This window comes from Aliihoeflea aestuarii (assembly GCF_024105665.1).
In the GTDB taxonomy this organism is placed as follows: Bacteria; Pseudomonadota; Alphaproteobacteria; order Rhizobiales; family Rhizobiaceae; genus Aliihoeflea; species Aliihoeflea aestuarii.
The window spans coordinates 131,357-153,602 of record NZ_JAAAMK010000004.1 but is presented as its reverse complement, the minus strand read 5'-3'; the positions used below and the strand labels follow the sequence as shown (position 1 = coordinate 153,602).

At 62.5% G+C, this 22,246-nt stretch carries 20 protein-coding genes; 10 read left to right on the top strand and 10 right to left on the bottom strand.

The features are described from left to right. Positions 1 to 49: 49 nt before the first annotated feature. Positions 50 to 1,528, top strand: coding sequence for an aldehyde dehydrogenase family protein (locus tag GTW25_RS11220; RefSeq protein ID WP_252912200.1), 1,479 nt, complete (start codon positions 50 to 52; stop codon positions 1,526 to 1,528). A gap of 28 nt (positions 1,529 to 1,556) precedes the next feature. Then, the gene (locus tag GTW25_RS11215) at positions 1,557 to 2,303 is read left to right on the top strand and encodes an SDR family oxidoreductase (RefSeq protein ID WP_252912199.1); all 747 of its coding nucleotides are present in this window, start codon (positions 1,557 to 1,559) and stop codon (positions 2,301 to 2,303) included. Between the two features lie 6 nt (positions 2,304 to 2,309). Here the strand turns inward: GTW25_RS11215 and GTW25_RS11210 are convergent, their stop codons facing one another. Then, a complete protein-coding gene (locus tag GTW25_RS11210; RefSeq protein ID WP_252912198.1) occupies positions 2,310 to 3,056 on the bottom strand; it encodes a sulfite exporter TauE/SafE family protein in 747 nt (248 codons plus the stop codon). Between the two features lie 173 nt (positions 3,057 to 3,229). Between GTW25_RS11210 and asnB the strand changes: the two genes are divergently transcribed. Further along, positions 3,230 to 4,741, top strand: coding sequence for an asparagine synthase (glutamine-hydrolyzing) (asnB, locus tag GTW25_RS11205; RefSeq protein WP_252912197.1), 1,512 nt, complete (start codon positions 3,230 to 3,232; stop codon positions 4,739 to 4,741). A 6-nt stretch (positions 4,742 to 4,747) separates the two neighbouring features. Here asnB and GTW25_RS11200 read toward each other — a convergent pair whose 3' ends face one another. From GTW25_RS11200 to GTW25_RS11175, 6 genes are all read right to left on the bottom strand, one after another. Then, positions 4,748 to 5,737, bottom strand: coding sequence for a L,D-transpeptidase family protein (locus GTW25_RS11200; RefSeq protein WP_372493136.1), 990 nt, complete (start codon positions 5,735 to 5,737; stop codon positions 4,748 to 4,750). 94 nt (positions 5,738 to 5,831) lie between these two features. After that, a complete protein-coding gene (locus GTW25_RS11195) occupies positions 5,832 to 6,557 on the bottom strand; it encodes an alpha/beta fold hydrolase (protein ID WP_252912196.1) in 726 nt (241 codons plus the stop codon). Between the two features lie 110 nt (positions 6,558 to 6,667). Further along, on the bottom strand, positions 6,668 to 7,750 hold the full coding sequence (gene modC, locus GTW25_RS11190) for a molybdenum ABC transporter ATP-binding protein (protein ID WP_252912195.1): 1,083 nt from the start codon (positions 7,748 to 7,750) through the stop codon (positions 6,668 to 6,670). Then, positions 7,750 to 8,436 carry a molybdate ABC transporter permease subunit gene (modB, locus tag GTW25_RS11185; protein WP_252912332.1) on the bottom strand — a complete coding sequence of 229 codons (687 nt, stop codon included), beginning with the start codon at positions 8,434 to 8,436 and terminating at the stop codon, positions 7,750 to 7,752. Before modB ends, modC begins: the two co-directional genes overlap by 1 nt. 58 nt (positions 8,437 to 8,494) lie before the next feature. After that, positions 8,495 to 9,235, bottom strand: coding sequence for a molybdate ABC transporter substrate-binding protein (gene modA, locus GTW25_RS11180; RefSeq protein ID WP_252912194.1), 741 nt, complete (start codon positions 9,233 to 9,235; stop codon positions 8,495 to 8,497). 119 nt (positions 9,236 to 9,354) lie between these two features. After that, positions 9,355 to 11,364 carry a response regulator gene (locus GTW25_RS11175; protein ID WP_252912193.1) on the bottom strand — a complete coding sequence of 670 codons (2,010 nt, stop codon included), beginning with the start codon at positions 11,362 to 11,364 and terminating at the stop codon, positions 9,355 to 9,357. A gap of 219 nt (positions 11,365 to 11,583) precedes the next feature. Between GTW25_RS11175 and GTW25_RS11170 the strand changes: the two genes are divergently transcribed. From GTW25_RS11170 to urtE, 7 genes are all read left to right on the top strand, one after another. Continuing rightward, entirely contained in the window at positions 11,584 to 12,681 is a 1,098-nt protein-coding gene (locus GTW25_RS11170; protein ID WP_252912192.1) for a PAS domain-containing protein, read from the top strand. Continuing rightward, entirely contained in the window at positions 12,678 to 13,133 is a 456-nt protein-coding gene (locus tag GTW25_RS11165) for a response regulator (RefSeq protein WP_252912191.1), read from the top strand. The genes GTW25_RS11170 and GTW25_RS11165 overlap by 4 nt, the downstream gene beginning before the upstream one ends. A 336-nt stretch (positions 13,134 to 13,469) precedes the next feature. After that, a complete protein-coding gene (gene urtA / locus GTW25_RS11160) occupies positions 13,470 to 14,774 on the top strand; it encodes an urea ABC transporter substrate-binding protein (protein WP_252912190.1) in 1,305 nt (434 codons plus the stop codon). Positions 14,775 to 15,023: 249 nt separating this feature from the next. After that, positions 15,024 to 16,628 (top strand): urea ABC transporter permease subunit UrtB, encoded by a 1,605-nt coding sequence (gene urtB / locus GTW25_RS11155; RefSeq protein WP_252912189.1) that lies wholly within the window; start codon positions 15,024 to 15,026, stop codon positions 16,626 to 16,628. Continuing rightward, positions 16,625 to 17,827 (top strand): urea ABC transporter permease subunit UrtC, encoded by a 1,203-nt coding sequence (gene urtC, locus GTW25_RS11150; protein WP_252912188.1) that lies wholly within the window; start codon positions 16,625 to 16,627, stop codon positions 17,825 to 17,827. The genes urtB and urtC overlap by 4 nt, the downstream gene beginning before the upstream one ends. Before the next feature lie 5 nt (positions 17,828 to 17,832). Next, positions 17,833 to 18,582 carry an urea ABC transporter ATP-binding protein UrtD gene (gene urtD, locus GTW25_RS11145; protein WP_252912187.1) on the top strand — a complete coding sequence of 250 codons (750 nt, stop codon included), beginning with the start codon at positions 17,833 to 17,835 and terminating at the stop codon, positions 18,580 to 18,582. A gap of 172 nt (positions 18,583 to 18,754) precedes the next feature. Further along, complete coding sequence (urtE, locus tag GTW25_RS11140) at positions 18,755 to 19,450, top strand: urea ABC transporter ATP-binding subunit UrtE (protein ID WP_252912186.1); 696 nt, start codon at positions 18,755 to 18,757, stop codon at positions 19,448 to 19,450. Between the two features lie 109 nt (positions 19,451 to 19,559). Here urtE and GTW25_RS11135 read toward each other — a convergent pair whose 3' ends face one another. The 3 genes from GTW25_RS11135 to GTW25_RS11125 form a co-directional block, all read right to left on the bottom strand. Continuing rightward, positions 19,560 to 19,802, bottom strand: coding sequence for a hypothetical protein (locus GTW25_RS11135; RefSeq protein ID WP_252912185.1), 243 nt, complete (start codon positions 19,800 to 19,802; stop codon positions 19,560 to 19,562). A gap of 332 nt (positions 19,803 to 20,134) precedes the next feature. Next, entirely contained in the window at positions 20,135 to 20,971 is an 837-nt protein-coding gene (locus GTW25_RS11130) for a citryl-CoA lyase (protein ID WP_252912184.1), read from the bottom strand. Further along, a complete protein-coding gene (locus GTW25_RS11125; protein WP_252912183.1) occupies positions 20,968 to 22,185 on the bottom strand; it encodes a CaiB/BaiF CoA transferase family protein in 1,218 nt (405 codons plus the stop codon). Before GTW25_RS11125 ends, GTW25_RS11130 begins: the two co-directional genes overlap by 4 nt. Positions 22,186 to 22,246: the final 61 nt, after the last annotated feature.

The following is a 22,246-nucleotide window of genomic DNA, read 5'->3' as shown; positions in this document are numbered from 1 at the left end:
GCCGATAGCCTGACGACGCGGCAGGCGTGAAACGTGGAGGAGCGTTCCGATGAATATTCAAAACAGGCTCGAAACGGGAAGCGTCATCGCGGCCAAGGGCGTCTTCATCGACAACGAATGGACGCCGAGCCCGAGCGAAAAGACGATCGACGTGATCGCGCCGGCGACCGGCGCGGTCGTGGCGAGGATCGCCGCCGGCAATGCGGACGACATCGACCGCGCCTATCAGGCGGCCCGCCGCGCGTTCGAGGACGGCGCATGGGGCAAGCTCACGGCCGTCGAGCGCGGCCGTCTGCTCACCAGGCTGTCGCGCCTCATCGAGGACCATGCGGACGAACTCACCGCGCTGGAGGCGCTCGACACCGGCAAGCCGTTGAAGCAGGCGCGCGCCGACATCGTGTCCTGCGCCCGCTATTTCGAGTTCTACGGCGGCGCGGCCGACAAGGTTCATGGCGAGACGATCCCGTTCCTCAACGGCTATCTGGCGCTGACGGAGCGCGTGCCGCACGGGGTCACCGGCCAGATCATCCCTTGGAACTATCCCGCGCAGATGTTTGGCCGCACGCTCGGACCGGCGCTCGCCATGGGCAATGCGACCGTGATGAAGCCGGCCGAAGACGCGTGCCTGACGCCGTTGCGTCTGGCGGAACTCGCCGTCGAAGCCGGTTTTCCCGAAGGCGCGATCAACATCGTGCCGGGCCTCGGCGAGGACGCTGGCGCAGCGCTGACCGCGCATCCCGGCTTCGACTTCCTGTCCTTCACCGGCAGTCCGGAAGTCGGAACCATGGTGCAGATCGCGGCGGCGAAGAACCATATCGGCTGCACGCTGGAGCTTGGCGGCAAGTCGCCGCAGGTGGTGTTCGGCGATGTCGATCTCGACGCCGCGCTGCCGTCGCTGGTGAACGCCATCGTCCAGAATGCGGGACAAACCTGTTCGGCCGGATCGCGACTTCTGGTCGAGAAATCGGCTTACGATCGCATCGTCGGTACGGTTGCTGAGCGCTTCGCGAAGCTTCAAGCCGGAACGCCGGAAATGGACCTCGATCTCGGCCCGGTCATCAATGCAGGGCAAAAGCGACGCGTCGAGCGCTTCTGTCACAATGCGGACAGCGACGGTATCGAGATCATTGCGCAAGGCAGTGTCGCGAAGGACGTGCCGGAGGGCGGCTTCTACGTCGCGCCGAAAATGTTCGGCCATGTGCCGCGCGACAATGCGCTGGCGCGTGACGAGGTCTTCGGCCCGGTCCTCTCCGTCATCCCGTTCGAGGATGAGGCCGACGCGGTCGCGCTGGCGAACGGCACCGACTACGGCCTGGTCGCTGGCGTATGGACGCAGAACGCCAACCGCGCCATGCGGGTCGGGCGGAAGATTCGCGCCGGTCAGGTCTTCGTCAACGCCTATGGCGCGGGCGGCGGGATCGAACTGCCGTTCGGCGGCATGAAGAAATCGGGCCACGGCCGGGAGAAGGGCTTCGAGGCCCTGAAGGATTTGTCTGCCTTGCGGACCATGGTCGTCAAACACGACTGACCAAGCATCATCGAAAGGGAGGAATTGCATGCGGCTTGAGGGAAAGACGGCATTGGTGACGGGCGGTGCGTCGGGTTTCGGCGCGGAGATCGCGGCGACATTTGCCCGCGAAGGCGCGCGGGTCACGATCATGGATCTGAATGAAGATGGTGCGAAGGCGCAGGCGAAAGCCTGCGGCGACAGTGCGGTCGCGATTGGCGGCGACGTGACGAAGGCGCAGGATATTCGCCGCGCCGTCGAAACCGCAACGCAGAACGGACGGCTCGACATCGTCGTCAACAATGCCGGCTGGACGCATCGCAACAAGCCGATGCTCGAGGTCACGGAAGACGAATTCGACAAGGTCTATGCGATCAACGTCAAGTCGATCTTTCACATGACCAACGCGGCCGTGCCGGTCATGCGCGCGCAGGGCGGGGGCGTCGTCATCAATATCGGCTCGACGGCGGGCATAAGGCCGCGCCCGGGCCTGACCTGGTACAATTCCACCAAGGGCGCGGTGAACCTTATGTCGCGGTCGATGGCGGTGGAACTCGCGCCCGACAAGATTCGCGTCAACTGCATCGCGCCCGTGATGGGTGCGACCGGTTTGCTTTCGTCGTTCATGGGCGTCGAGGACACGCCGGAGAACCGGGCGAAGTTCGTCTCGACCATCCCGCTCGGGCGCATGTCGACGCCGAGGGACATCGCCAATGCGTGTCTCTATCTTGCGTCGGACGAAGCGGAGTTCATCACCGGCGTCATCCTCGAGGTCGATGGCGGCCGTACGATCTGAAGCGCGCTACCTCGTTGTGAAATCGTAGATGATCTTCAGCGCCAGTGCGGCGAGGAAGGCGAGGATCACACGGTCGAACGTCTCTTTGGAAAAGCGCTGCGCTAGTGCCGATCCGACGGGCATGAACGCCAGGATCGGCAGCATGGCGGCGAACGAGATCGCCATGCCCTGCCATGTCATGATCCCGGTGACCGCAAGGGCAGGCACCTGCGTAAGCGTCATGGCAACGAAGAAAATCGAGACGGTCGAGATGAAAATCGGCCGGTCAAGCCGCATCGCGTTGAGAAAAGTCAACGATACGGGCGCGGAAACGCCCGATGCGCCTTGGAGAACGCCGGCGACGACACCGACTGGAATGCTGAGACGCCGCGCGAGATCGAGGCCGATCATCCAGTCCGGCCGCATGAGGCGGCTCGCGATATAGGCGAAGACGCCGAACGCGACCAGAAGCGACAGATAGTCGGCGGGAAACACAGCCAGCATCATCGTTCCGATGACCGCGCCGACCGCTCCGGCAATGGCGAATAGCCAGACGAACGATCCGGCCAGTTGCGATCCGCGAAAGCGCCACGCCTGCAAGATATTCGTCAGGAGATTGGGCATCATCATCACGACGACTGCGAAGCGCACGTCGAACATCATGGCCAGTGCAGGGACGGCGATGACTGGCGCTCCGGCACCGGTCGCCCCTTTCAGCACGCCGCCAGCGGCGAGGCAAAGGAAGGCGATAGCGAGCGTGGTGAAGTCGAACATCGCTTCCGTCTATCAGCGCGAGGGCAATATCGCGACCGGGAACTGCGACTGGCTCGGCACAACCCCGCTATGGGGGCCGATACGCGATATCTTCGAAAATGTCGCTAAATTGCTAGCGATGCCACAAAAGCGGCGTCAATTTGGCGGCAACCGGAAATAAAGGAATTGAGCTTATGTGCGGATTTGTCTGTTTGTGGAACTTCGGCGACGAGGCGCTTGCCGCCCGGATGATCGCGAAGATCGGCCATCGCGGACCCGATGCCGTACAGGTGACGCGGTTAGGCAACGCGCCTGTCGTCATGGCGCATTGCCGTCTGTCGATCATCGGTACCGAGGACGGTGCGCAACCGATCCATCAGGGTGACCACATGCTCGTGGTCAATGGCGAAATCTACAATTATGCCGATCTGCGCGCGATGCTCGGCGAAGACCTGTTCCAGACCCGCAGCGACAGCGAGACCGTGCTGCATCTGTTTCGCTCAGGTGCGCCGCGCTGGGTCGATCGTCTCGACGGCATGTTCGCCTTCGTGCTTGCGACGGAGGGGTGCATGATCGCCGCGCGCGACCCGCTCGGCATCAAGCCGCTTTATGTCGCGCGGGTGGGCGAGGGCATGGCCTTCGCGTCCGAACTCAAGGCGTTCGACGGTCTCAAGGTGGACAGCGTGGAAGCCATCCCGCCGGGCGGGCTTGTCGACAGCCGCGATGGGACCCGCCAGTGGTATCGCCGCCCGCATGGCGCGGCGGCTTGCGAGCCCGGCCTCGACGAAGAAAAGATTTGGCGGGAGCTACGCCTGGTTCTCCAAGCGGCGGTGGCCAAATGGATGGTCGCCGATGTCGAAATCGGCTCGTTTCTGTCGGGCGGGCTCGACAGTTCCATCATCGCGGCTCTGGCGATGCAGAAATCGCCGCGTCGCCTGAAGACGTTTTCGGTCGGCCTTGCCGGCAGCCCCGACTTGATCGCCGCGCGCCGCGTGGCCGACCACATCGGATCGGAGCATTTCGAGCACGCCTTCACCGCGCGCGACATCGCCGACGTACTGCCGCATGTGATCTATCATCTGGAAAGCGCCGACGTCGATCTCGTGCGCAGCGCCGTGCCCACCCATTTCGCCGCGAAGCTGGCGCGCCGCCATGTGAAGGCCGTGCTGACGGGCGAGGGCGCCGACGAGCTTTTCGCCGGCTACACCTATCACCATGCCTATGTGGACCGTCCGCGGGCGCTGGCAGATGAACTGACACGCGCGCTCGGCACCATGCACAACATCAATCTCCAGCGCGTCGACCGCATCACCATGGCCGAGAGCCTCGAAGCGCGCACGCCGTTCCTCGATCGCGAGCTGATCGCCTTCGCGCAGTCGATCCCCGCCACCCTGAAGCTGCGACGCACCGAAGCGGGCGCTGCTGACAGCACCGGGCCGACGACGGAAAAGTGGATATTGCGCAAAGCCTGCGCGGACCTCCTGCCGCACGATCTCGTTTGGCGAAAGAAGGCGCAGTTCGACGAAGGTTCGGGAACGGTGGATGCGCTCGCCGACGCCTTGCGGATGCTCGAAGGCACCGATGCGCCGCTCGATCGCGAAGCGGAAGCGGCTCTCTACGAGCGCCTTTTGCGCGAGCAATATGCGGAGCCGGACCTGATCCTGAAGAATGCCGGAACGTGGGTCATGAACCGCGAGGCGGTCTGACGCGCTTTATTCGCTTGGCGAATGCGGATCCTTCAGCGCTGCATCCGGGCGGCTGACCGGCACTCGGTCGTTCGAGGTGCGGCGCGCCATGGTCTTTTCGCCGCTGCGGGCCAGCATCGCGCGGAAGACGGGATGCATGCCGCCATCGAGATAGGCATGCTCGCGAAAACTCATGCCGGAGGTCAACAGCGCCTCCATCTGCATGCGCTCGGCCTCGGACCGGCTGGCGATGGCCGGCTCGGCGGCTGTCATCGGACAGGCCGCGAGCGGATCGGTGCTCTGGATGTCTGTGTCGAAGACGTAGCGGCCCTCGCAATAACCGACGCGCGGCTGGCGGCGGGTGACTTCGAAAATATCGTAGCCGCGCTTCAGATCCTGCCAGAAGGCGAAGTTTTGATTGTTGCGGTGCTTGGCCATGTTGCGCGGCGTCATGCGGAAGGGAAACGCCTGCACCTGGAAGGCGGACTGTCCGCCTTTCAGCGCATCGCGCACGACGGCATAGATTTCGCCGACACCCTCGTCCGTCATCGCGTAGCAGCCCGATGACGAGCATGCGCCGTGTACCATCAGCGCTTCGCCGGTATAGCCGCGCGCGGCTTCCAACTGGTTCGGATAGCCCAGATTGAACGCAAGATGATATTGCGAGCGCGGGTTCAGCATGTTCGCGGAGACATGGTAGAAACCTTCCGGCGCCTGCCGGTCGCCGGCACGGGTCTTGGGGCCGAGTTGGCCGGACCAGCGGCACATCGGATAGGTCTTCAAAAGCGCGTAGCGGCCGTTGCGGTCCTGCTTCCAGATTTCCAGCTCACTCTCCTGCTTGAAGATGCGAACGAGAACCGGGCTTTTCGGCGTCATCTGCTTTTGCGACATCTGCGCCACGAGCGCGGCGGGTATAGGCTGCGTTCCGCGCGTGTCGACGTCCAGAACGCTGGAGACGCAGCCCGAAAGAGCGATCGATAAAGCGAGGGCGATGGCGGCTTTCAACATACGCGGCATGATACAAAACGTCCGGTTGGGCTCGGATTCGCGATGAACCCGGCTTTACTGAAACCTGCTCCCTCGTGGTTAAGAAGAGGTTTCCGGTCCGTGATCATTGCCTGCCGATCCGGCCGATCAGTTCGCCCCATGACAAATCGTGATCGAATTTTCCGGTCTCCAGAAACTCGAGAACCTGCGCGATGACAAGCGGATTGTTCATCATGAAGGTGTGCGTCACGGGAAGCACGATATGGTCGCTCATACCCTCGAGCATGGTGCTTGCGACGGAAACCTTGCCGTCGTTCGGACCGTGGAAAGTCGTCGACAGGATCGGATTGACGGTGCGGTCGCCGGCGATGATTCCGACCTCGAAATCGGCTTGCGGCAGCGTGTTCGGAAAGCTGTCGTCTGCGGTGCCGAGTTGCATGCCGGCCGGTCCGTTGACCAGTTCGAACAGGCCGATATCGCCGAAAATATCGACCACTTCGGAACCATGATTGGGCGGTGCAAGCATGACGACGCGGCCGAAATTCTCGGGCCTGTTCTCCCGGAGCCATGCGCGCACGAGAATGCCGCCCATCGAATGGGTGACGAAATTGACGCGTTCCTCGCCGCATTCGTCGACGAGCGCATCGACCTTGTCGAGCAGTTCCTCGATCGACTCTCTGGTCGAGGGATAGGTCTTGCTGACGACGGTGTAATCGAACGTCTGCAACGTTTCCTCGATCAGGAACATGGACGCTTCGGTGCGCGCCAGACCGTGAAGCAGCACGACGCACTCTTCCGCCCACGCCTTGGCCGGGAAAAGAAGCAGAAGGACCATTGCGAATGCGCGCACGAACCGGCTCCGGACTGGAATCGAACAATGCGTGACATAGTCCCGGTCGAACGGAAACTCAATTTTTCGAGGCGGGGGTCGCGAGGCCAAGCGGGCCGAGGCGACCAGTATCACCGGCTCGCGGCGAGCGACACGCTCTTGATCTGCGCGAACACATCCTGCCCTTCCGACAAGCTCAATGCTTCAAGCGACCGCCGCGTGATGCGCGCGCGGATGGGCGCTTCGAGATCGACGCCGATGTCGAGCCGGATGCTCGCTTCCGCGTCGTCGAGCGCGTCGATGCCGATGATCCGGGCGGGCAGGACATTGAGCATGCTTGTCGCGTCCGGGCGGCTTTTGGCGATCGATACGTCGCTTGCGGCGATGCGCACACGCACCGTTTCGCCGGCCTTCATGTCCTTCGCCACGACGAGCAGTTCGCGTCCCACGATGTCGAGAACGGCGATGCTGTCGGGATCGTGCCGCTTCACGCGGGCCGGCAGGACGGCAGCGAAATCGCGCCGCGCGGACAGCGGCGAGTGCGGTGCCGACAGGACCTCGTTCAACGGACCGGACCCGACGAGCCTGCCCTCGCGAAGCAGGACCAGATGATCGGCGAGACGCTCGACCTCCCCGATGTCGTGCGTCACGAACAGGATCGGTATCCTGAGATTTGCGTGCAGCGCTTCGAAATAGGGAAGGATTTCGTCCTTCGCCATACGGTCGAGCGCCGAGAGAGGTTCGTCCATTAAAAGCAGGCGCGGCTGAGACAAGAGCGCCCGGCCGATCGAGACCCGTTGGCGCTCGCCGCCGGACAGATTGGCCGGCGAGCGGTCGACGAGGTGGGCTATGCCGAGCAGATTGACGATATCGTCGAAGCGGACATGCTTTTCGTCGGCTCGGGCCCGCCGTTCGCCGTAGGTCAGGTTCTGGCGAACGCTCAGATGAGCGAAGAGGCTCGCTTCCTGAAAGACGTAACCGAGCGACCTTTTATGCGTCGGGACGAAGTGCCGGTCGTCCTGCCAGATTTCGCTGCCGACCGCGATGCGGCCCGGCATCCGGTTGAGACCGGCGACGGAGCGCAGGATCGACGTCTTGCCGCAGCCCGATGGTCCGAACAGTGCGGTGATGCCGTGCATCGGAACGGCGAGATCGACGTCGAGATGGAAGGCGCCCAAATCTCCCTTGAGCGCGATTTCGATCCGGTCTGCCATCAGAACGCCCTACGGCCGGAACGGCGCGCCAGAAGCGAAACGGCGAGGATGACGACGAAGGAAAAGGCGAGCATGCCCGCCGACAGGATGTGCGCTTCGCGCCAGCGCAGGGTCTCGACGAAATCGTAGATTGCGATCGACAGCACCTTGGTCTCGCCGGGAATGTTGCCGCCGATCATCAAGATGACGCCGAACTCGCCGACCGTATGGGCGAAGCCCAGCACCGCGCCGGTCAAAAGCCCCGGTATTGCAAGCGGCAGGGCGACCGTGACGAAACGGTCCCATGGCGAGGCGCGCAAGGTGGCCGCCACTTCGAGCGGACGCCTCCCCATGGCTTCGAAGGAATTACGGATAGGCTGGACCATGAACGGCAGGGACGAAATGACGGAGCCGACGACCAGCGCCTCGAATGAGAACGCGAAAGTGCGCATGCCGAACCACGGCCCGAACCAGCCGCCGAGCGCCTGCGGGCCGAGCGCGACCAGAATGTAGAAGCCGAGCACGGTTGGCGGCAGGACCAGAGGCAGCGCCACGATCGTCGCCACCACTTCCTTCCAGCGCGATTTCGTCCAGGCGAGCCACCACGCGATCGGCGTGCCGACGACGAGCAGGAGGATCGTGGTGATGGCGGCAAGTTCGAGCGTCAGCCGGATCGGAGACCAGAGTTCCTGAGACAGCGTTCCAATCCCCCTGAAAATGGAAACGCCGCGCCGGAAAGCGCGGCGGTCCTTTCAAGCTAACCGATCAACGGTCCAGCGCGTAGCCGTATTTCTCGATGATGGCCGTCGCCTCGTCGCCTTTCAGGAATTCGAGGAACGCTTCGGCGGCGGGATTGTCCTCACCTGTTTTCAGAAGAACGGCATCCTGCCGGATCGGCTCGTAGTTTTCCTGCGGCACGAGCCAGCGGGAGCCGGCGTCGGTCTGCGACACCTGACCGAGCGCCACGAAGCCAACTTCGGCATTGCCGGTCTCGACGAACTGGTAGGCCTGGCCGATATTCTGCCCCTGTACGATCTTGGGCCGCAGCGTCTCGTAGACGCCGAGGGCCTCCATCGTTTCGATTGCCGCCTTGCCGTAGGGAGCCGTTTCGGGGTTGGCGATCGCGATCTGCTGGAAATCACCCGCTTCCAAAGTCTCCGCACCGATCACCTTCCCCTCCTCGCTGGAGTAAAGGACGAGTTGGCCGATCGCGTAGGTGAAGACGGTGCCGTCGACGCCGTAGCCTTCTTCGACTGACTGCGCGGGTCGCACATCGTCCGCGGCCAGCAGGATTTCGAACGGCGCGCCTTGCGTGATCTGGGTGTAGAACTGGCCGGTCGCTCCGAAGGACAATATCGCTTCGTGGTCGCTGGCTTGTGCGAAGGCGGCCGCGATTTCATTTGCGGCATCGGTGAAATTGGCGGCAACGGCTATGTTCACGCTATCGGCGTGGGCGGCCGAGCCGAGCAGTGCAGTGGTTGCGATCGCCAGAACGAAATGGCGCATGCGGCGTCCTCCTTTATATTCAGTCGAATATATTGGTAATCGTAACCGCAGCGGCGCGCAAGCACCGTCGCAATCATGGCAATGGATGGACGGAGAGTGTCGAACGCGACGTACCGGTGCTACCGGACTGCCTTGAGCCGCAACATTTCGCCGATGCGGTCCGCCAGCGTGTCGAGCGAGAACGGTTTCACCAGAAGGCCCGTCGCGTCATCCAGATGAAGGTGGTTGAGAACCGCGTTCTCGGCGTAGCCGGTGATGAACAGGACGCCCAGCCTTGGTATCCGATCGCGCACGCTCTCTGCAAGCTGGCGGCCGTTCATACCTCCCGGCAAGCCGACATCCGTCACCAGAAGATCGATCGTCCGTGCGCCGAGCGAGGCCAAAGCCAGGCGTGCGTCTGGCGCTTCCACAACGCCATAGCCAAGCTCGGTCAGCCTCTCGGCGATGAGCGTGCGCAATAGGTCGTCGTCATCGACCAGCAGGATGGTCTCCGACTTGAGCGAAGCGGCCGATTCGCTCGACGCGGTCCGGCTTGAGCCGGTTTCCGAGGTAGAGAAACCGATATGGCGCGGCAAAAGGATCGTTATCGTCGTGCCGGCACCAAGGCGCGATGTGATCGAGACCCCGCCGCCGGATTGGCCGGCCAGGCCGTAGACCATGGAAAGCCCGAGCCCCGTTCCCTGTCCGGCCGGCTTCGTGGTGAAGAACGGGTCGAACGCGCGCCTCACCGTCTCCTCGCTCATGCCCGTCCCGGTATCGGCGACGCTGAGGGCGACATATTCACCGGGCTGGAGGGCAAGGGCGGCTGCGTCGTCCGCGCCGATATCGCGGTTCGCCGTTTCGATCGACAGCGTGCCGCCGGCCGGCATCGCGTCCCGCGCGTTGATGCACAGATTGAGCAGCGCGTTCTCCAACTGCCCCGGATCGACATGGGTCTGCCAAAGATCCGGCGAACTCGTTTGCGAAACGGTGATGTGGGGTCCGGCGGTGCGTGCGACGAGATCGGCCATCCCCTCGACCAGGCTCGACAGGACGACCGGCTTGGGTTCCAGCGTCTGGCGGCGGGAAAAAGCGAGCAGCCTTTGCGTGAGCGCTGCCGCACGACGGGTCGCCGCCGTCGAGGCCTCGACATATTTCGCTATGTCTTCATACCGACCCTGCGACAGGCGACGGGACATCAGTTCGAGGCTTCCGGCGATGCCGCCGAGAATATTGTTGAAGTCGTGGGCAAGTCCGCCGGTCAATTGTCCGACGGCTTCCATCTTCTGCGCATGCCGCAGGTTTTCTTCCGACGCCATGAGTTCGGCCGTGCGCTCATGCACCTGCTGTTCGAGCGTGGCGTTCAGCCTGGCCAGTTCCAGTTCCGCGTTGCGCCGCGCGGTGATGTCCTGGAACAGGACGGCGACCTGCTTGCGCTCGCGCGGCTCGATGCGCACGGCCGCCAGTTCCAAATATCGCCCGGTGGCGACAAGCTCCTGCTGAAACCGGATCGGCCGCCCGGAATTCAGGACCTCCCTGTAACGGGCGACCCAGGCATCGGCCTCTTCGCCGACCATCTCGCGCAGCTTCTGGCCGACAACATTCGCGATTCCCGCATGGCGCTCATAGGCGTCGTTCGCCATGATGTGGATATAGTCGCTGTCGGGCCCATGCGGACCATCGAAGAATTCGATGATGCAGAAGCCCTCGTCGATGGCATCGAACAATCCGCGATACAGTTGCTCGTTCTTGTCGACCGACCGCTTCGCCTCGATCCAGCCCGAAACGTCCACGCCCTCGACGAGGATCGCGTCGACACTTCCATCCTCGCCGACCATCGGCTGGCATGCGATGTCGATCAGGCGCTCGCCGAACGCCGCCGCCGCGATGCCCGTCGGCAGGCGCACGCCCGTCGCGTGAAACGGCGTCCCGGTCTGGCGTACGGTGTCGAGTACCTGGACGACGGCGGCCCCGATCCCGCGTGGCAGGATGTCGACGACGTTTTTTCCGGTCACGTCGGTTCCGCCGAACAACTGCCGGAAGCTGCCATTGGCGAACTGGATGCGATGGTGCGCCCCGGCGACCACCGCCATGAACGTCGTTGCCTGCTGGAGGATGCGTACCGGATCGACAGGGTGCTCGTCCGGCATGCCAATTTTCGTAGATGCGTCAGTCAAACCTGGCTCCCTGCGACCGCTTCGACAACCCTGCCAGCTTTGTAGGCGATCCAATGCGGTCCTGACAAACTCTGCGATGGCGGATGCCTCCAACGATTGTCGCAAAGGGAAACCGGCGCACTATCATTTGAGCGGAACAAGTGCGCGGCGGCAACATTGTTGGGAAGCGAGGATCGCGATGGAGACACAGATTTGGACGATCGCGAGAATTGGCACCTGACAGGAGACATCGAGTATGAGCATGGGCGCGGCGATCCGTTTGCCGCCGCCGTCCGGGCGACCCGTATGCCCATGATCGTTACCGATCCGGCGCAACCGGACAACCCCATCGTTTTCGCGAATGACGCGTTCCAGAGGCTTTCCGGCTATACCCGCGACGAAATCGTCGGCAGGAACTGCCGCTTCCTTCAAGGACCCGACACCGACCGGGACGCGATCGCAAGTGTGCGCGAGGCGATACGTGTCGGCGAGGATATCGCGATCGACCTTCTGAACTACCGAAAGGACGGCTCGACATTCTGGAACGCCCTGTATATGAGCCCCGTCCGCTCGAGGGACGGTGAGATCAAGTTTTTCTTCGCCTCCCAGATGGACGTCACCGACCGCGTCGACGCGCAGTCCCGCATCGCGCAGCAGAAACTCGCGGTCGAGCGCGAGGTCAGGCGAAGAACGGCGGATCTGGAGGCAGCGCTCGAAGCGCAGAACGTGCTCCTCCACGAGGTCGACCACCGCGTGAAGAACAATCTGACGATGATAGGCTCCATCCTGCGCCTGCAGCTTCGCGAGATAGAAGACGAGAAAACTGCCGGAAAGCTGCGCTCGATGATGCAGCGGATCGATGCTCTCGCCGTCGTTCATCGCAAGCTCTACCAGTCCGACGACGTTACGAAATTCGATATCGGCGCGTTTACCGCCACCTTGGCGACGGACCTTGTCCACGCATCGGGCAGAAAGGACATCCATCTGCGCACGGATGTGCGAAAGGCGCATGTCCCGGCTGGCTATGCCGCCGCTCTCGGATTGATCATCAACGAAATTCTGGCCAATGCCATCGAGCACGGCATGGGTGAAGGTGAGGGCACCATCGACATTTCAGCAAAGACGATCGATGACCAGGTGGTCGTAGCCATCTGCGACGAAGGGCCGGGATTCGAATGGGCGGATCGGGGTGTCGACGGCCTTGGCCGGCGCATCGTCGAGCGGCTCGCCAAGCAGTCCTCGGCGTATGTCGAGTGGGAAACGCGCGCACCGGGCACGAAGGTGTCTCTCATCGTCTCGGTGCGGCCATGAAAACCCGGCCGACGCCTCCGCTGCGCATCCTGATCGTCGAAGACGAGCCTTTGCTGGCGATGGATATCGAGTTCATGGTCGAAAGCGCGGGACACAAGGTCATCGCCGAAGCCGCATCGCTTTACGATGTGGAGGATCTGGAAGATGAAGCTGCACCGAACGTGGCCTTCGTCGATATCCAGCTCGCGAAGGGCACCAGCGGTCTCGATGTCAACCAACTGATCCAGAAGCGCTGGCCGCAAACCATCATCGTGTTCGTCACCGCGAACCCGAAGAAGATACCGGACGACTTTGCCGGAGCGCATGGGGTGATCGCCAAGCCGTTCACCGAAAGCGGGTTCGAGTCCGCTCTCAGATATCTTCAGGAAGGCGTATGCGAGCCGCCGCCGGTATCGGCGCAGCCGGGAAGTTTTATCGCGTCTCCGGCTTTCGCGGCGAGCTGGCAGGATTAGATTTTCCGGATCACGAGATCGCTGAGTGCCGAAATGTCGTGTAGCGAATGCGGTCGGGGCATCGGCATCTCTAAAGAATCTGGCGGGGAATTGGCGGCTGCTGATCATTTAGGCGATGATCCTTGGTTCCGGGCGCAGTGCGTCTGAAGCGATCCTGACACGCACTCCTGACGCGCGCGACCGCATCGTGTGCAGGCAGCCTGCAAAATGATCACTCCTTGATATCTGCCCTGCCTGTTTTGCCGGCTTTTGGCGATGACGAGCCGGGCCAGATCATATGGCACGCACTTTGCACCGAGAAATCCGGTGCAAACAAAAATGCCATTGGAGGCAATCATGAGGGGAATGCGTCGCACGCTCATCGCAGGGATCGCTGCGAGCTTGTTGGTGTCGGCGGCCGGGTCGGCCGCCGCGCAGGATGAAGGTCCGATCAAGGTCGGCGTCCTCCATTCGCTGTCGGGCACGATGGCGATCTCGGAAACGACGTTGAAAGACGTCATGCTGATGCTCATCGAAGAGCAGAACAAGAAGGGCGGTCTGCTCGGCCGCCAGCTTGAGCCGGTCGTCATCGACATCGCGTCGGACTGGCCGCTCGCCGCCGAAAAGGCGCGCGAGATGTATGAGGTGAACGGCGTCGATGCCGTGTTCGGCTGCTGGACGTCGGTCTGCCGCAAGTCGGTCCTTCCGGTCTTCGAAGAGCTGAACGGACTCCTCTTCTACCCCGTTCAGTATGAGGGCGAGGAAAGCCAGCGCAACGTCTTCTACACGGGCGCTTCGCCGAACCAGCAGGCGATCCCGGCCGTCGACTACCTGATGAACGAGGAAGGCGTGGAGCGCTGGGTGCTCGCCGGCACCGACTACGTCTATCCGCAGACCACCAACAAAATCCTCGAAGCCTATCTTCAGGATGCCGGCGTCGCGCCGGAAGACATCATGATCAACTACACGCCGTTCGGTCATTCCGACTGGCAGACGATCGTGTCCGAGATCAAGGCGTTCGGCTCGTCGGGCAAGAAGACCGCCGTCGTCTCGACAATCAATGGCGACGCGAACGTTCCCTTCTATCGCGAACTCGGCAATCAGGGCGTCGACGCCGCCGACATTCCGGTCGTGGCATTCTCGGTCGGCGAAGAAGAACTGGCCGGTCTCGATACCTCGCCGCTCGTCGGCCATCTGGCCGCCTGGAACTACTTCATGTCGGTCGACACGCCGGAAAATGCCGAGTTCATCGAAACGTGGCATGCCTTTATCGGCAGTGAGGAGCGCGTGACGAACGATCCGATGGAAGCGCATTATATCGGCTTCAACATGTGGGTCGGCGCGGTCGAGAAGGCCGGAACGACGGATGCGGACGCCGTGATCGATGCGATCGTCGGCGTCGAGGTTCCGAACCTGACCGGCGGCACGGCAGTCATGCTGCCGAACCACCACATCACCAAGCCGGTGCTGATCGGCGAAATCCAGGACGACGGCCAGTTCGACGTGGTCTGGGAAACCGAAGACCTCGTACCGGGCGATGCGTGGTCGGACTTCCTGCCCGAATCGGCCGTGCTCGAAGCCGACTGGACGGCTCCGATCAACTGCGGAAACTACAACACGCAGACGCAGACTTGCGGCGGTGCGCAGGCGGCCGCGAACTGATCAGGTCGCACCATTGGGAGGCCGATCAACTCGGCCTCCCGCGTTGCAAATAACTCACCGGTTGCGCCTATGCTCTACGTCGCCCCCCTCTGGCCTGCCGGCCATCTCTCCCGCAAGGGGGGAGATCATTCGTTTCTTTGCCGCATTCGGACGATCACCGTACTGGCGAAGCGGACGGCGTGCTTGATCTCCCCCCTTGCGGGAGAGATGGCCGGCAGGCCAGAGGGGGGCGCGAAGGAACGCAGCCCGATGTCGCTGTTCGCCGGTCTGCTCGCTTTCATATTGCTGGCCTTGGCCATTCTGCCTGCCCATGCCCAATCCGTCGAAGACCTCGTGCGCCAGCTTCCTGACGGCAGCTTTTCCGACCGGGGACGCGTGGTTCAGGCGCTTGCCGCAACCGGCGATGCACGGATCGCGCCTTTGCTGGAAAGTCTGGCTGCCGGCGATCTCAACGTCATCGAAGAGACCGGCCGGATAGTCACCACGTCCGGGCGTGGCGATACGGTCACCGCGACTGACGCGCTCACCGGCGAGGAAATCGGCGAGGTGGCAAGCGCCGGCGTCGAGCGCATCCGCGTGAACAATTCGCTTCGCCGGGCGGTGCGGACGGCGGTCGGGCAACTGACCTTGATGAGTCCCGATGCCGGCACGCGCATGAGCGCGGCGCGCGCGATGTTCCAGGCAGCCAATCCAGACAATGTCGAATTGCTCGACGAGGCCATCGCGCAGGAAGAAAACCCGGCCGTCCTTCAAATCATGCAGGAAGCGCGTGCCGTCGCGATCCTGCGCTCCGATGCCGAACCGGCTGCATTCGCCGAGGCTGTCGACGTCATCGTCGCGCGCGGCGACCGGCAGGCGCTCGGCATCCTTCAGGCCGCGCTTTCCAGCGCTGATGCCGATGTGACGCCGACCATCGACGCCGGTATCTCCGCCATCCAGCGCCATCTCCAGCTTCTCGATGTCGGCCAGAACGTCTGGTACGGCATATCGCTCGGCGCGGTCCTGCTTCTGGCCGCCATCGGCCTTGCCATCACCTTCGGCGTCATGGGCGTCATCAACATGGCCCATGGCGAGATGGTGATGCTCGGCGCCTACACGACCTTCGTCGTCCAGAATATGATCCGCGCCTCCTTTCCCGAGCTTTTCGCGTGGTCTTTGGCCTTCGCGCTGCCCGCCGCCTTCCTCGTCACCGGTTTGATCGGCATCGCCATCGAGCGCGGCGTGATCCGCTGGCTCTACGGCCGGCCGCTGGAAACGCTGCTCGCGACATGGGGCCTGTCGCTCATCATCCAGCAGGCGGTGCGCACGACTTTCGGCGCTTCGAACCGTGAGGTTTCGAACCCCTTCTGGATGTCGGGCACATTCGATTTCTACGGCATCGCGATCACCTGGAACCGGTTCTGGATCGTCATTTTCGCGCTGGTCGTCTTCGCCGGCCTGTTGTTCGTCCTGAAGCGCACCTCGCTCGGCCTCCAGATGCGCGCGGTGACGCAGAACCGGCGAATGGCGTCTTCGATGGGCATCCGCACGCCATGGGTCGACGCGATGACCTTCGGTCTCGGCTCCGGAATTGCGGGGCTTGCGGGCGTGGCGCTCAGCCAGATCGACAACGTCTCGCCCAATCTTGGGCAAGGCTACATCATCGACAGTTTCATGGTCGTCGTCTTCGGCGGCGTCGGCAATCTGTGGGGCACGCTGGTCGGCGCGATGACGCTGGGCGTCCTGAACAAGTTCCTCGAACCCTATGCCGGGGCCGTGCTCGCGAAGATATTCATCCTCGTCTTCATCATCCTGTTCATCCAGAAGCGCCCGCGCGGCCTGTTCGCGCTCAAGGGCCGGGCGGTGGACGCATGATCACGGCCTTCTTCTATCGCGCGCTTGGCGCCAAGCTCTATTGGGTGGTCGGCCTGCTGCTTGCCGCCGCGATCCTGATACCGGCATCCAATCTCCTGCTGCCCGTTGGCCACACCTTGCGCGTGCCGAACTATGCCGTGGCGCTGATGGGCAAGTATCTCACCTATGCGATGCTCGCCCTCGCGCTCGATCTGGTCTGGGGCTATGTCGGCATCCTCTCGCTCGGCCACGGCGCGTTCTTCGCGCTCGGCGGCTATGCGATGGGCATGTATCTGATGCGCCAGATCGGCTCGCGCGGGGTGTACGGCAATCCCGATTTGCCCGATTTCATGGTCTTCCTGAACTGGCAGGAACTGCCCTGGTACTGGTGGGGCTTCGACAATTTCTGGTTCGCCATGATGATGGTGATGGTCGTGCCCGGTCTGCTCGCCTTCGCCTTCGGCTGGTTCGCGTTCCGCAGCCGCGTCACCGGCGTCTATCTGTCGATCATCACGCAGGCGATGACCTTCGCGCTGATGCTCGCCTTCTTCCGAAACGACATGGGCTTCGGCGGCAATAACGGCCTGACCGATTTCCGCGAAATTCTCGGCTTCTCCGTTCAGGCTCCGGCCACGCGCGCCGGGCTTTTCGCCGCGACATGCGTTGCGCTGGCCGTTTCCTTCGTCGTCTGCAGCGCGATCACGAAATCGAAGCTCGGCAAGATCATGATCTCGGTGCGCGATGCGGAAAGCCGCACGCGCTTCATCGGCTACCGGCCCGAATATGTGAAGCTGTTCGCGTTCGTCGTCTCGGCGATCATCGCGGGCATTGCCGGCGCGCTTTACGTGCCGCAGGTCGGCATCATCAATCCGGGCGAATTCGCGCCGGCGAACTCGATCGAGGTCGTCGTATGGACGGCGATCGGCGGGCGTGGGACGCTGGTCGGTCCGATCATCGGCGCGATCCTCGTCAACTACGCTAAGACATGGTTCACCGCCGCCTATCCCGAGCTGTGGCTTTTCGCGCTGGGTGGGTTGTTCGTTGCGGTCACGCTGTTCCTGCCGAAGGGCATCGTCGGCACAATCGGTGATTATTTTGCCGGCCGGCGCGAGCGCAAACTGGTCGAAGCCTCCGACACGCCGCCGCCGGACCTGCCGGTCATGCGACCGCAGAACGCGGAATCGTATCGCGGCGAAACGCGCCCCCAGCCGGCGGAGTGAAGCACATGACGGTCGTGACCAACTCCATTCTCTATCTCAGCGGCGTGTCGGTATCCTTCGACGGGTTTCGCGCCATCAACAATCTGTCGCTTGCCCTCGATCCGGGCGAGATGCGCGCGATCATCGGGCCGAACGGCGCCGGCAAGACGACGATGATGGACATCATCACCGGCAAGACCCGGCCGGATACCGGAGAGGTCTTTTTCGACGGTTCCGTAGACCTCACCCGTCACGACGAAGCCGACATCGCCAATATGGGGATCGGGCGCAAATTCCAGAAGCCGACCGTCTTCGAGAGCCATTCGGTCGAGGACAATATCCTCCTGTCCCTGAAGGGGCCGCGCTCGATCCTGCCGACATTGTTCTGGCGCGAAACGCAGGACGCGGCAAAGCGCATCGACGACATTCTCGGCATCGTTCGTCTTGGCGACAAGCGCAGCGCGCTCGCCGCCAACCTGTCGCATGGCCAGAAGCAATGGCTGGAAATCGGCATGCTGCTTGCGCAGGACCCGAAACTGCTCTTGGTGGACGAGCCCGTCGCCGGCATGACGGATGCCGAAACCGAGGAGACCGCACGGCTGCTTCGCGATATCTCGCAAAGCCATTCGGTCGTCGTCGTCGAACACGACATGCATTTCGTGCGCGAGCTTGGCGTCAAGGTGACGTGTCTTCACGAAGGCTCGGTCCTTTCGGAAGGCTCGCTCGACCATGTCAGCGCGGACCCGCGCGTCGTCGAAGTCTATCTGGGAAGGTGAAGATGATCGTTCAGCGCCGAGTTTCGTCACGCTCCCCTCTGTCCTGCCGGACATCTCCCCTGCAGGTGAGAAGATTACGCTGTGTCGATGACGAGACTAATCTCCCCCCGTGCGGGGGAGATGTCCGGCAGCCCAGAGGGGGGCAGCGTAGAGCGCGCACTGGAAGACCCCTATGCTGACGGTCACCGACGCCACCCTCCACTACGGCGCGGCCCAGGCCCTGCGCGGCGTTTCGCTCACGGCCGCGCCGGCGAAAATCACCTGCGTGCTCGGCCGCAACGGCGTCGGCAAGACGAGCCTGATGCGCGCCATCGTCGGCCATCACCGCCTGACCACGGGCTCGATTTCTTTCGAGGGGAAGATGCTCGACCGGAGCGCGCCGTCAGAGCGCGCCCGGTCGGGCATCGCATTCGTGCCGCAAGGGCGCGAAATCTTTCCGCTGCTTTCGGTGCGTGAGAATCTTGAAACGGGCTACGCGCCTTTGAAGCGATCCGAGCGGACGATTCCGGATCACGTCTTCGAACTCTTTCCGGTGTTGAAGGACATGCTCGGCCGGCGCGGCGGCGATCTTTCGGGCGGCCAGCAGCAGCAACTGGCCATTGGCCGCGCGCTGGTGCTTCGTCCTAAACTGCTCGTGCTCGACGAGCCCACCGAGGGCATCCAGCCCTCCATCATCAAGGATATCGGCCGTGCGATCCGCTATCTGCGGGACTCGGCCGGCATCGCGGTCCTTCTGGTCGAACAATATCTCGATTTCTGCCGCGAGCTTGCCGACGACATCCACGTCATGGATCGCGGGCGCATCGTCCATTCGGGCGTTGCGGAAGATCTCGACCGCCCCGAAATCCGCGCATCCCTCACTGTATAGCGACACGCTCCGAGATGAAAACTGGTTATCACACGACCAACCCAGTCGGCGGTCAAGGCATGGTCGGTAAGCCGGTCATGCATTGATTGACGCTCGACCGCCTGTTGGGTCAGGGCGCAGCTTTGGACATGGCCAGGTGCATTCTCGAAATGATGTATTCAGGGTCGTCGTATCGATAGGGAATGCTCCTGTCGGGTGACACGGCCGAAAAGATTCCGGCAAGGCCCGCATCCAGAGCCTGAGCTTCGCTCTTCTCAATCTCGCCGTGCATGAACGTCACGCCCGCCTCATCGAACACGAGGACATCCCGATCGAGATCGCCATGCACCTGCAAGGTGAACTTCGACGTCATCAGCCGGACTGTGTCTTCACCAAGGTCTTCAATGTCAACACCTGCGTGTCCCAGGGTCTGCCAAACCAGCCTTTCGGTGTCAGGAACAGCATTTGCCGCCCTTTGAACGTGGAAAGCATATCGATAACTCTCATGGCATCAGCCCTAAACCTTGAAGCGTGCTCTTGGGCACAAATATTCGTGGACCTCCGCCCATCAAACTTCCCGCGCCCCCGGATCACCGTCGATGAAGGCCGCTATCACCTCTATGCCGATGCGTGGGACGATCTGGCTACCCCAGCCCAGCCGCTCCAAGATTGGCCGGTCAGCGATCCGAGGACGACGTCTGACGATCAACGCGCGGCAGGAAGTAACCGTCGAGCAGGGCCATCGTATCGGTAATCGAAACTGCGCGGAATCGGACCTTTATTGCGTTCCTTGCGGCTCGTCTGTTCCCAGGCATGCGCCAGAATTCCAACGGCGCGCGATAGGCAGAACACGCCGCGCGCCAAGGGCGCGGCGAAGCCCAGCTCGCCGTAGATGACGGCGGTCGCGCCGTCGATATTCATGGGAATGCGACGACCCTTGCGGGCTTCGAGCACCGTTTCGATCGCACGGGCCGCCAGGGCGTAGCTGCCGCCGACCTCGTTCTTCGCGACCGCCTCATCGACGAGACCGAGAAGCACGCCCGAGCGTGGATCGACCGGATGAAACCTGTGGCCGTATCCTGGAATATATTTGCCGTGCTCGGAAATGAAGACGTCGAGAGCGACGCTCGTGGCCTCTTCAATCGACGAAGCGGACTTGCTGCGTTCAAGAATGTCGTCGAACAGTTCGATGGCCTGCTCGCCGGCACCGCCGTGAACATCGTCGAGAGTGTTCAGCGCGGATGCCATCGCACCGTTGAGCGGCAGTCCGCAACTCGTGGCGATTTTGGATATGGCGATTGAGGGAGCATGAGGGCCGTGATCGACCGACGCGACCAGTGCGGCTTCGAGGAGCCGCTCCTGCGTTCTGGTCGGCAATTCGCCGCGCAGCATGAGCCAGATCATCGCCGGGAAGGAAACACCTGCGATCAGGTCCTCGATCGCATATCCGCGAAAAGCGATCTTTCCGGGCGAAATATCGGAAATCTCCGTGCGCCAATATTCGGCGATCTGTTCACGATCCGAAGCTGGTGATTTGGTCATGCTGCCGGTGTCCCATCTGCATTTTGCGGCGCTCCGAGACGCGCGATCTGCTCGTCTGTATAACCAAGCTGCGTCAGCCATCGGGCGGTGTGCTCTCCCAGCTTCGGCGGCGCCGAGGGTTTCGTGAACGGTTCATCCATCACAAAGCCGGGGCGCGTGACGAGCAGGGGATCGCCGGAACTGTTCGTGCTCGCCAGCGCCTCGACGAAATTCCTGCCCCTGATCTGATCCTCGCACAGAATTTCAGGTACGCTTAAGACGCAACCGCAAGGAACTCCCCCTGCATTGAGTTCGCTCTCCCATTCGCGGGCGGTTTTGCCGGCCAGGGCTGCATTGATATGCGCCGTAAGAGCGGCACGATTGTTCTTGCGCTCCTGGCGCGTCGCAAATCGAGTGTCCTGCAACAGGTCCGGGCGGCCGATCTTTTCGCACAGAACGACGAACTGCTTCTGTTCGTTGGCCGATATGTTCAGCGGGGCATCGGAGGCGTTGAAGGTTCCCGAAGGAGCAGCCGTGAAATTCTCGTTACCCATAGGCCGGGGCGTCACGCCTGCGTTGAGATGGTTGGAGACAACCCAGCCCATCGTGGCAAGTGTCGATTCAAGCATTGAAACGTCGATGAAGCGGCCAGTCCCGTTCCGCTTCTGGTCAACCAGCGCGGCGGAAATGGCGAAGGCTGCGGTCAGCCCGCCGATCGTATCCGATATGGGAAAACCCGTTCGCAAAGGTGCGCTGTCGGCGTCGCCGGTTACGCTCATCGCACCCGAAAGGCCCTGCACGATCTGGTCGTATGCGGGGCGGCTCATCCAAGGCCCTGTCTGGCCGAACCCGGAAACGGCGCAATAGATGATGGCTGGGTTGTGTTTGCGAAGCGTCTCATAGCCGAGGCCGAGGCGATCCATCACGCCCGGCCGGAAGCTCTCCAGAACGACGTCGCTCTGCGCGACGAACTTCAGAAGGGCTTCGCGCCCTTCCTGCGATTTGAGGTCCAGTGTGACCGATTGTTTGCCTGCGTTGACTGCAACGAATGAAAGGCCCGACAGAGCCTTTGCCATCTCGGGATCGGCACCGAGATGACGTGAAAGATCGCCACCGTCCGGCCGTTCGATCTTGATCACCTCCGCGCCCAGCCGGGCAAGGCTGTAGCCGCAGAATGGCCCGGCCAGCACATTCGACAGATCAAGGACGCGTACGCCCTCTAGCGGCAAGCTCATTGTCCCTCCGAGAAGTTTATACATGCTGTATTCTGTTAGACAGAACATCGTTCTGTTATGA

Excerpts from the sequence above, each read along its gene's own strand:
- GTW25_RS11220 (WP_252912200.1), top strand. The coding sequence starts at position 50 with ATGAATATTCAAAACAGGCTCGAAACGGGAAGCGTCATCGCGGCCAAG.
- GTW25_RS11215 (WP_252912199.1), top strand. The coding sequence starts at position 1,557 with ATGCGGCTTGAGGGAAAGACGGCATTGGTGACGGGCGGTGCGTCGGGT.
- GTW25_RS11210 (WP_252912198.1), bottom strand. The coding sequence starts at position 3,056 with ATGTTCGACTTCACCACGCTCGCTATCGCCTTCCTTTGCCTCGCCGCT.
- asnB (WP_252912197.1), top strand. The coding sequence starts at position 3,230 with ATGTGCGGATTTGTCTGTTTGTGGAACTTCGGCGACGAGGCGCTTGCC.
- GTW25_RS11200 (WP_372493136.1), bottom strand. The coding sequence starts at position 5,737 with ATGCCGCGTATGTTGAAAGCCGCCATCGCCCTCGCTTTATCGATCGCT.
- modC (WP_252912195.1), bottom strand. The coding sequence starts at position 7,750 with ATGGCAGACCGGATCGAAATCGCGCTCAAGGGAGATTTGGGCGCCTTC.
- modA (WP_252912194.1), bottom strand. The coding sequence starts at position 9,235 with ATGCGCCATTTCGTTCTGGCGATCGCAACCACTGCACTGCTCGGCTCG.
- GTW25_RS11175 (WP_252912193.1), bottom strand. The coding sequence starts at position 11,364 with ATGCCGGACGAGCACCCTGTCGATCCGGTACGCATCCTCCAGCAGGCA.
- GTW25_RS11165 (WP_252912191.1), top strand. The coding sequence starts at position 12,678 with ATGAAAACCCGGCCGACGCCTCCGCTGCGCATCCTGATCGTCGAAGAC.
- urtA (WP_252912190.1), top strand. The coding sequence starts at position 13,470 with ATGAGGGGAATGCGTCGCACGCTCATCGCAGGGATCGCTGCGAGCTTG.
- urtB (WP_252912189.1), top strand. The coding sequence starts at position 15,024 with ATGTCGCTGTTCGCCGGTCTGCTCGCTTTCATATTGCTGGCCTTGGCC.
- urtC (WP_252912188.1), top strand. The coding sequence starts at position 16,625 with ATGATCACGGCCTTCTTCTATCGCGCGCTTGGCGCCAAGCTCTATTGG.
- urtD (WP_252912187.1), top strand. The coding sequence starts at position 17,833 with ATGACGGTCGTGACCAACTCCATTCTCTATCTCAGCGGCGTGTCGGTA.
- urtE (WP_252912186.1), top strand. The coding sequence starts at position 18,755 with ATGCTGACGGTCACCGACGCCACCCTCCACTACGGCGCGGCCCAGGCC.
- GTW25_RS11135 (WP_252912185.1), bottom strand. The coding sequence starts at position 19,802 with ATGACGTCGAAGTTCACCTTGCAGGTGCATGGCGATCTCGATCGGGAT.
- GTW25_RS11130 (WP_252912184.1), bottom strand. The coding sequence starts at position 20,971 with ATGACCAAATCACCAGCTTCGGATCGTGAACAGATCGCCGAATATTGG.
- GTW25_RS11125 (WP_252912183.1), bottom strand. The coding sequence starts at position 22,185 with ATGAGCTTGCCGCTAGAGGGCGTACGCGTCCTTGATCTGTCGAATGTG.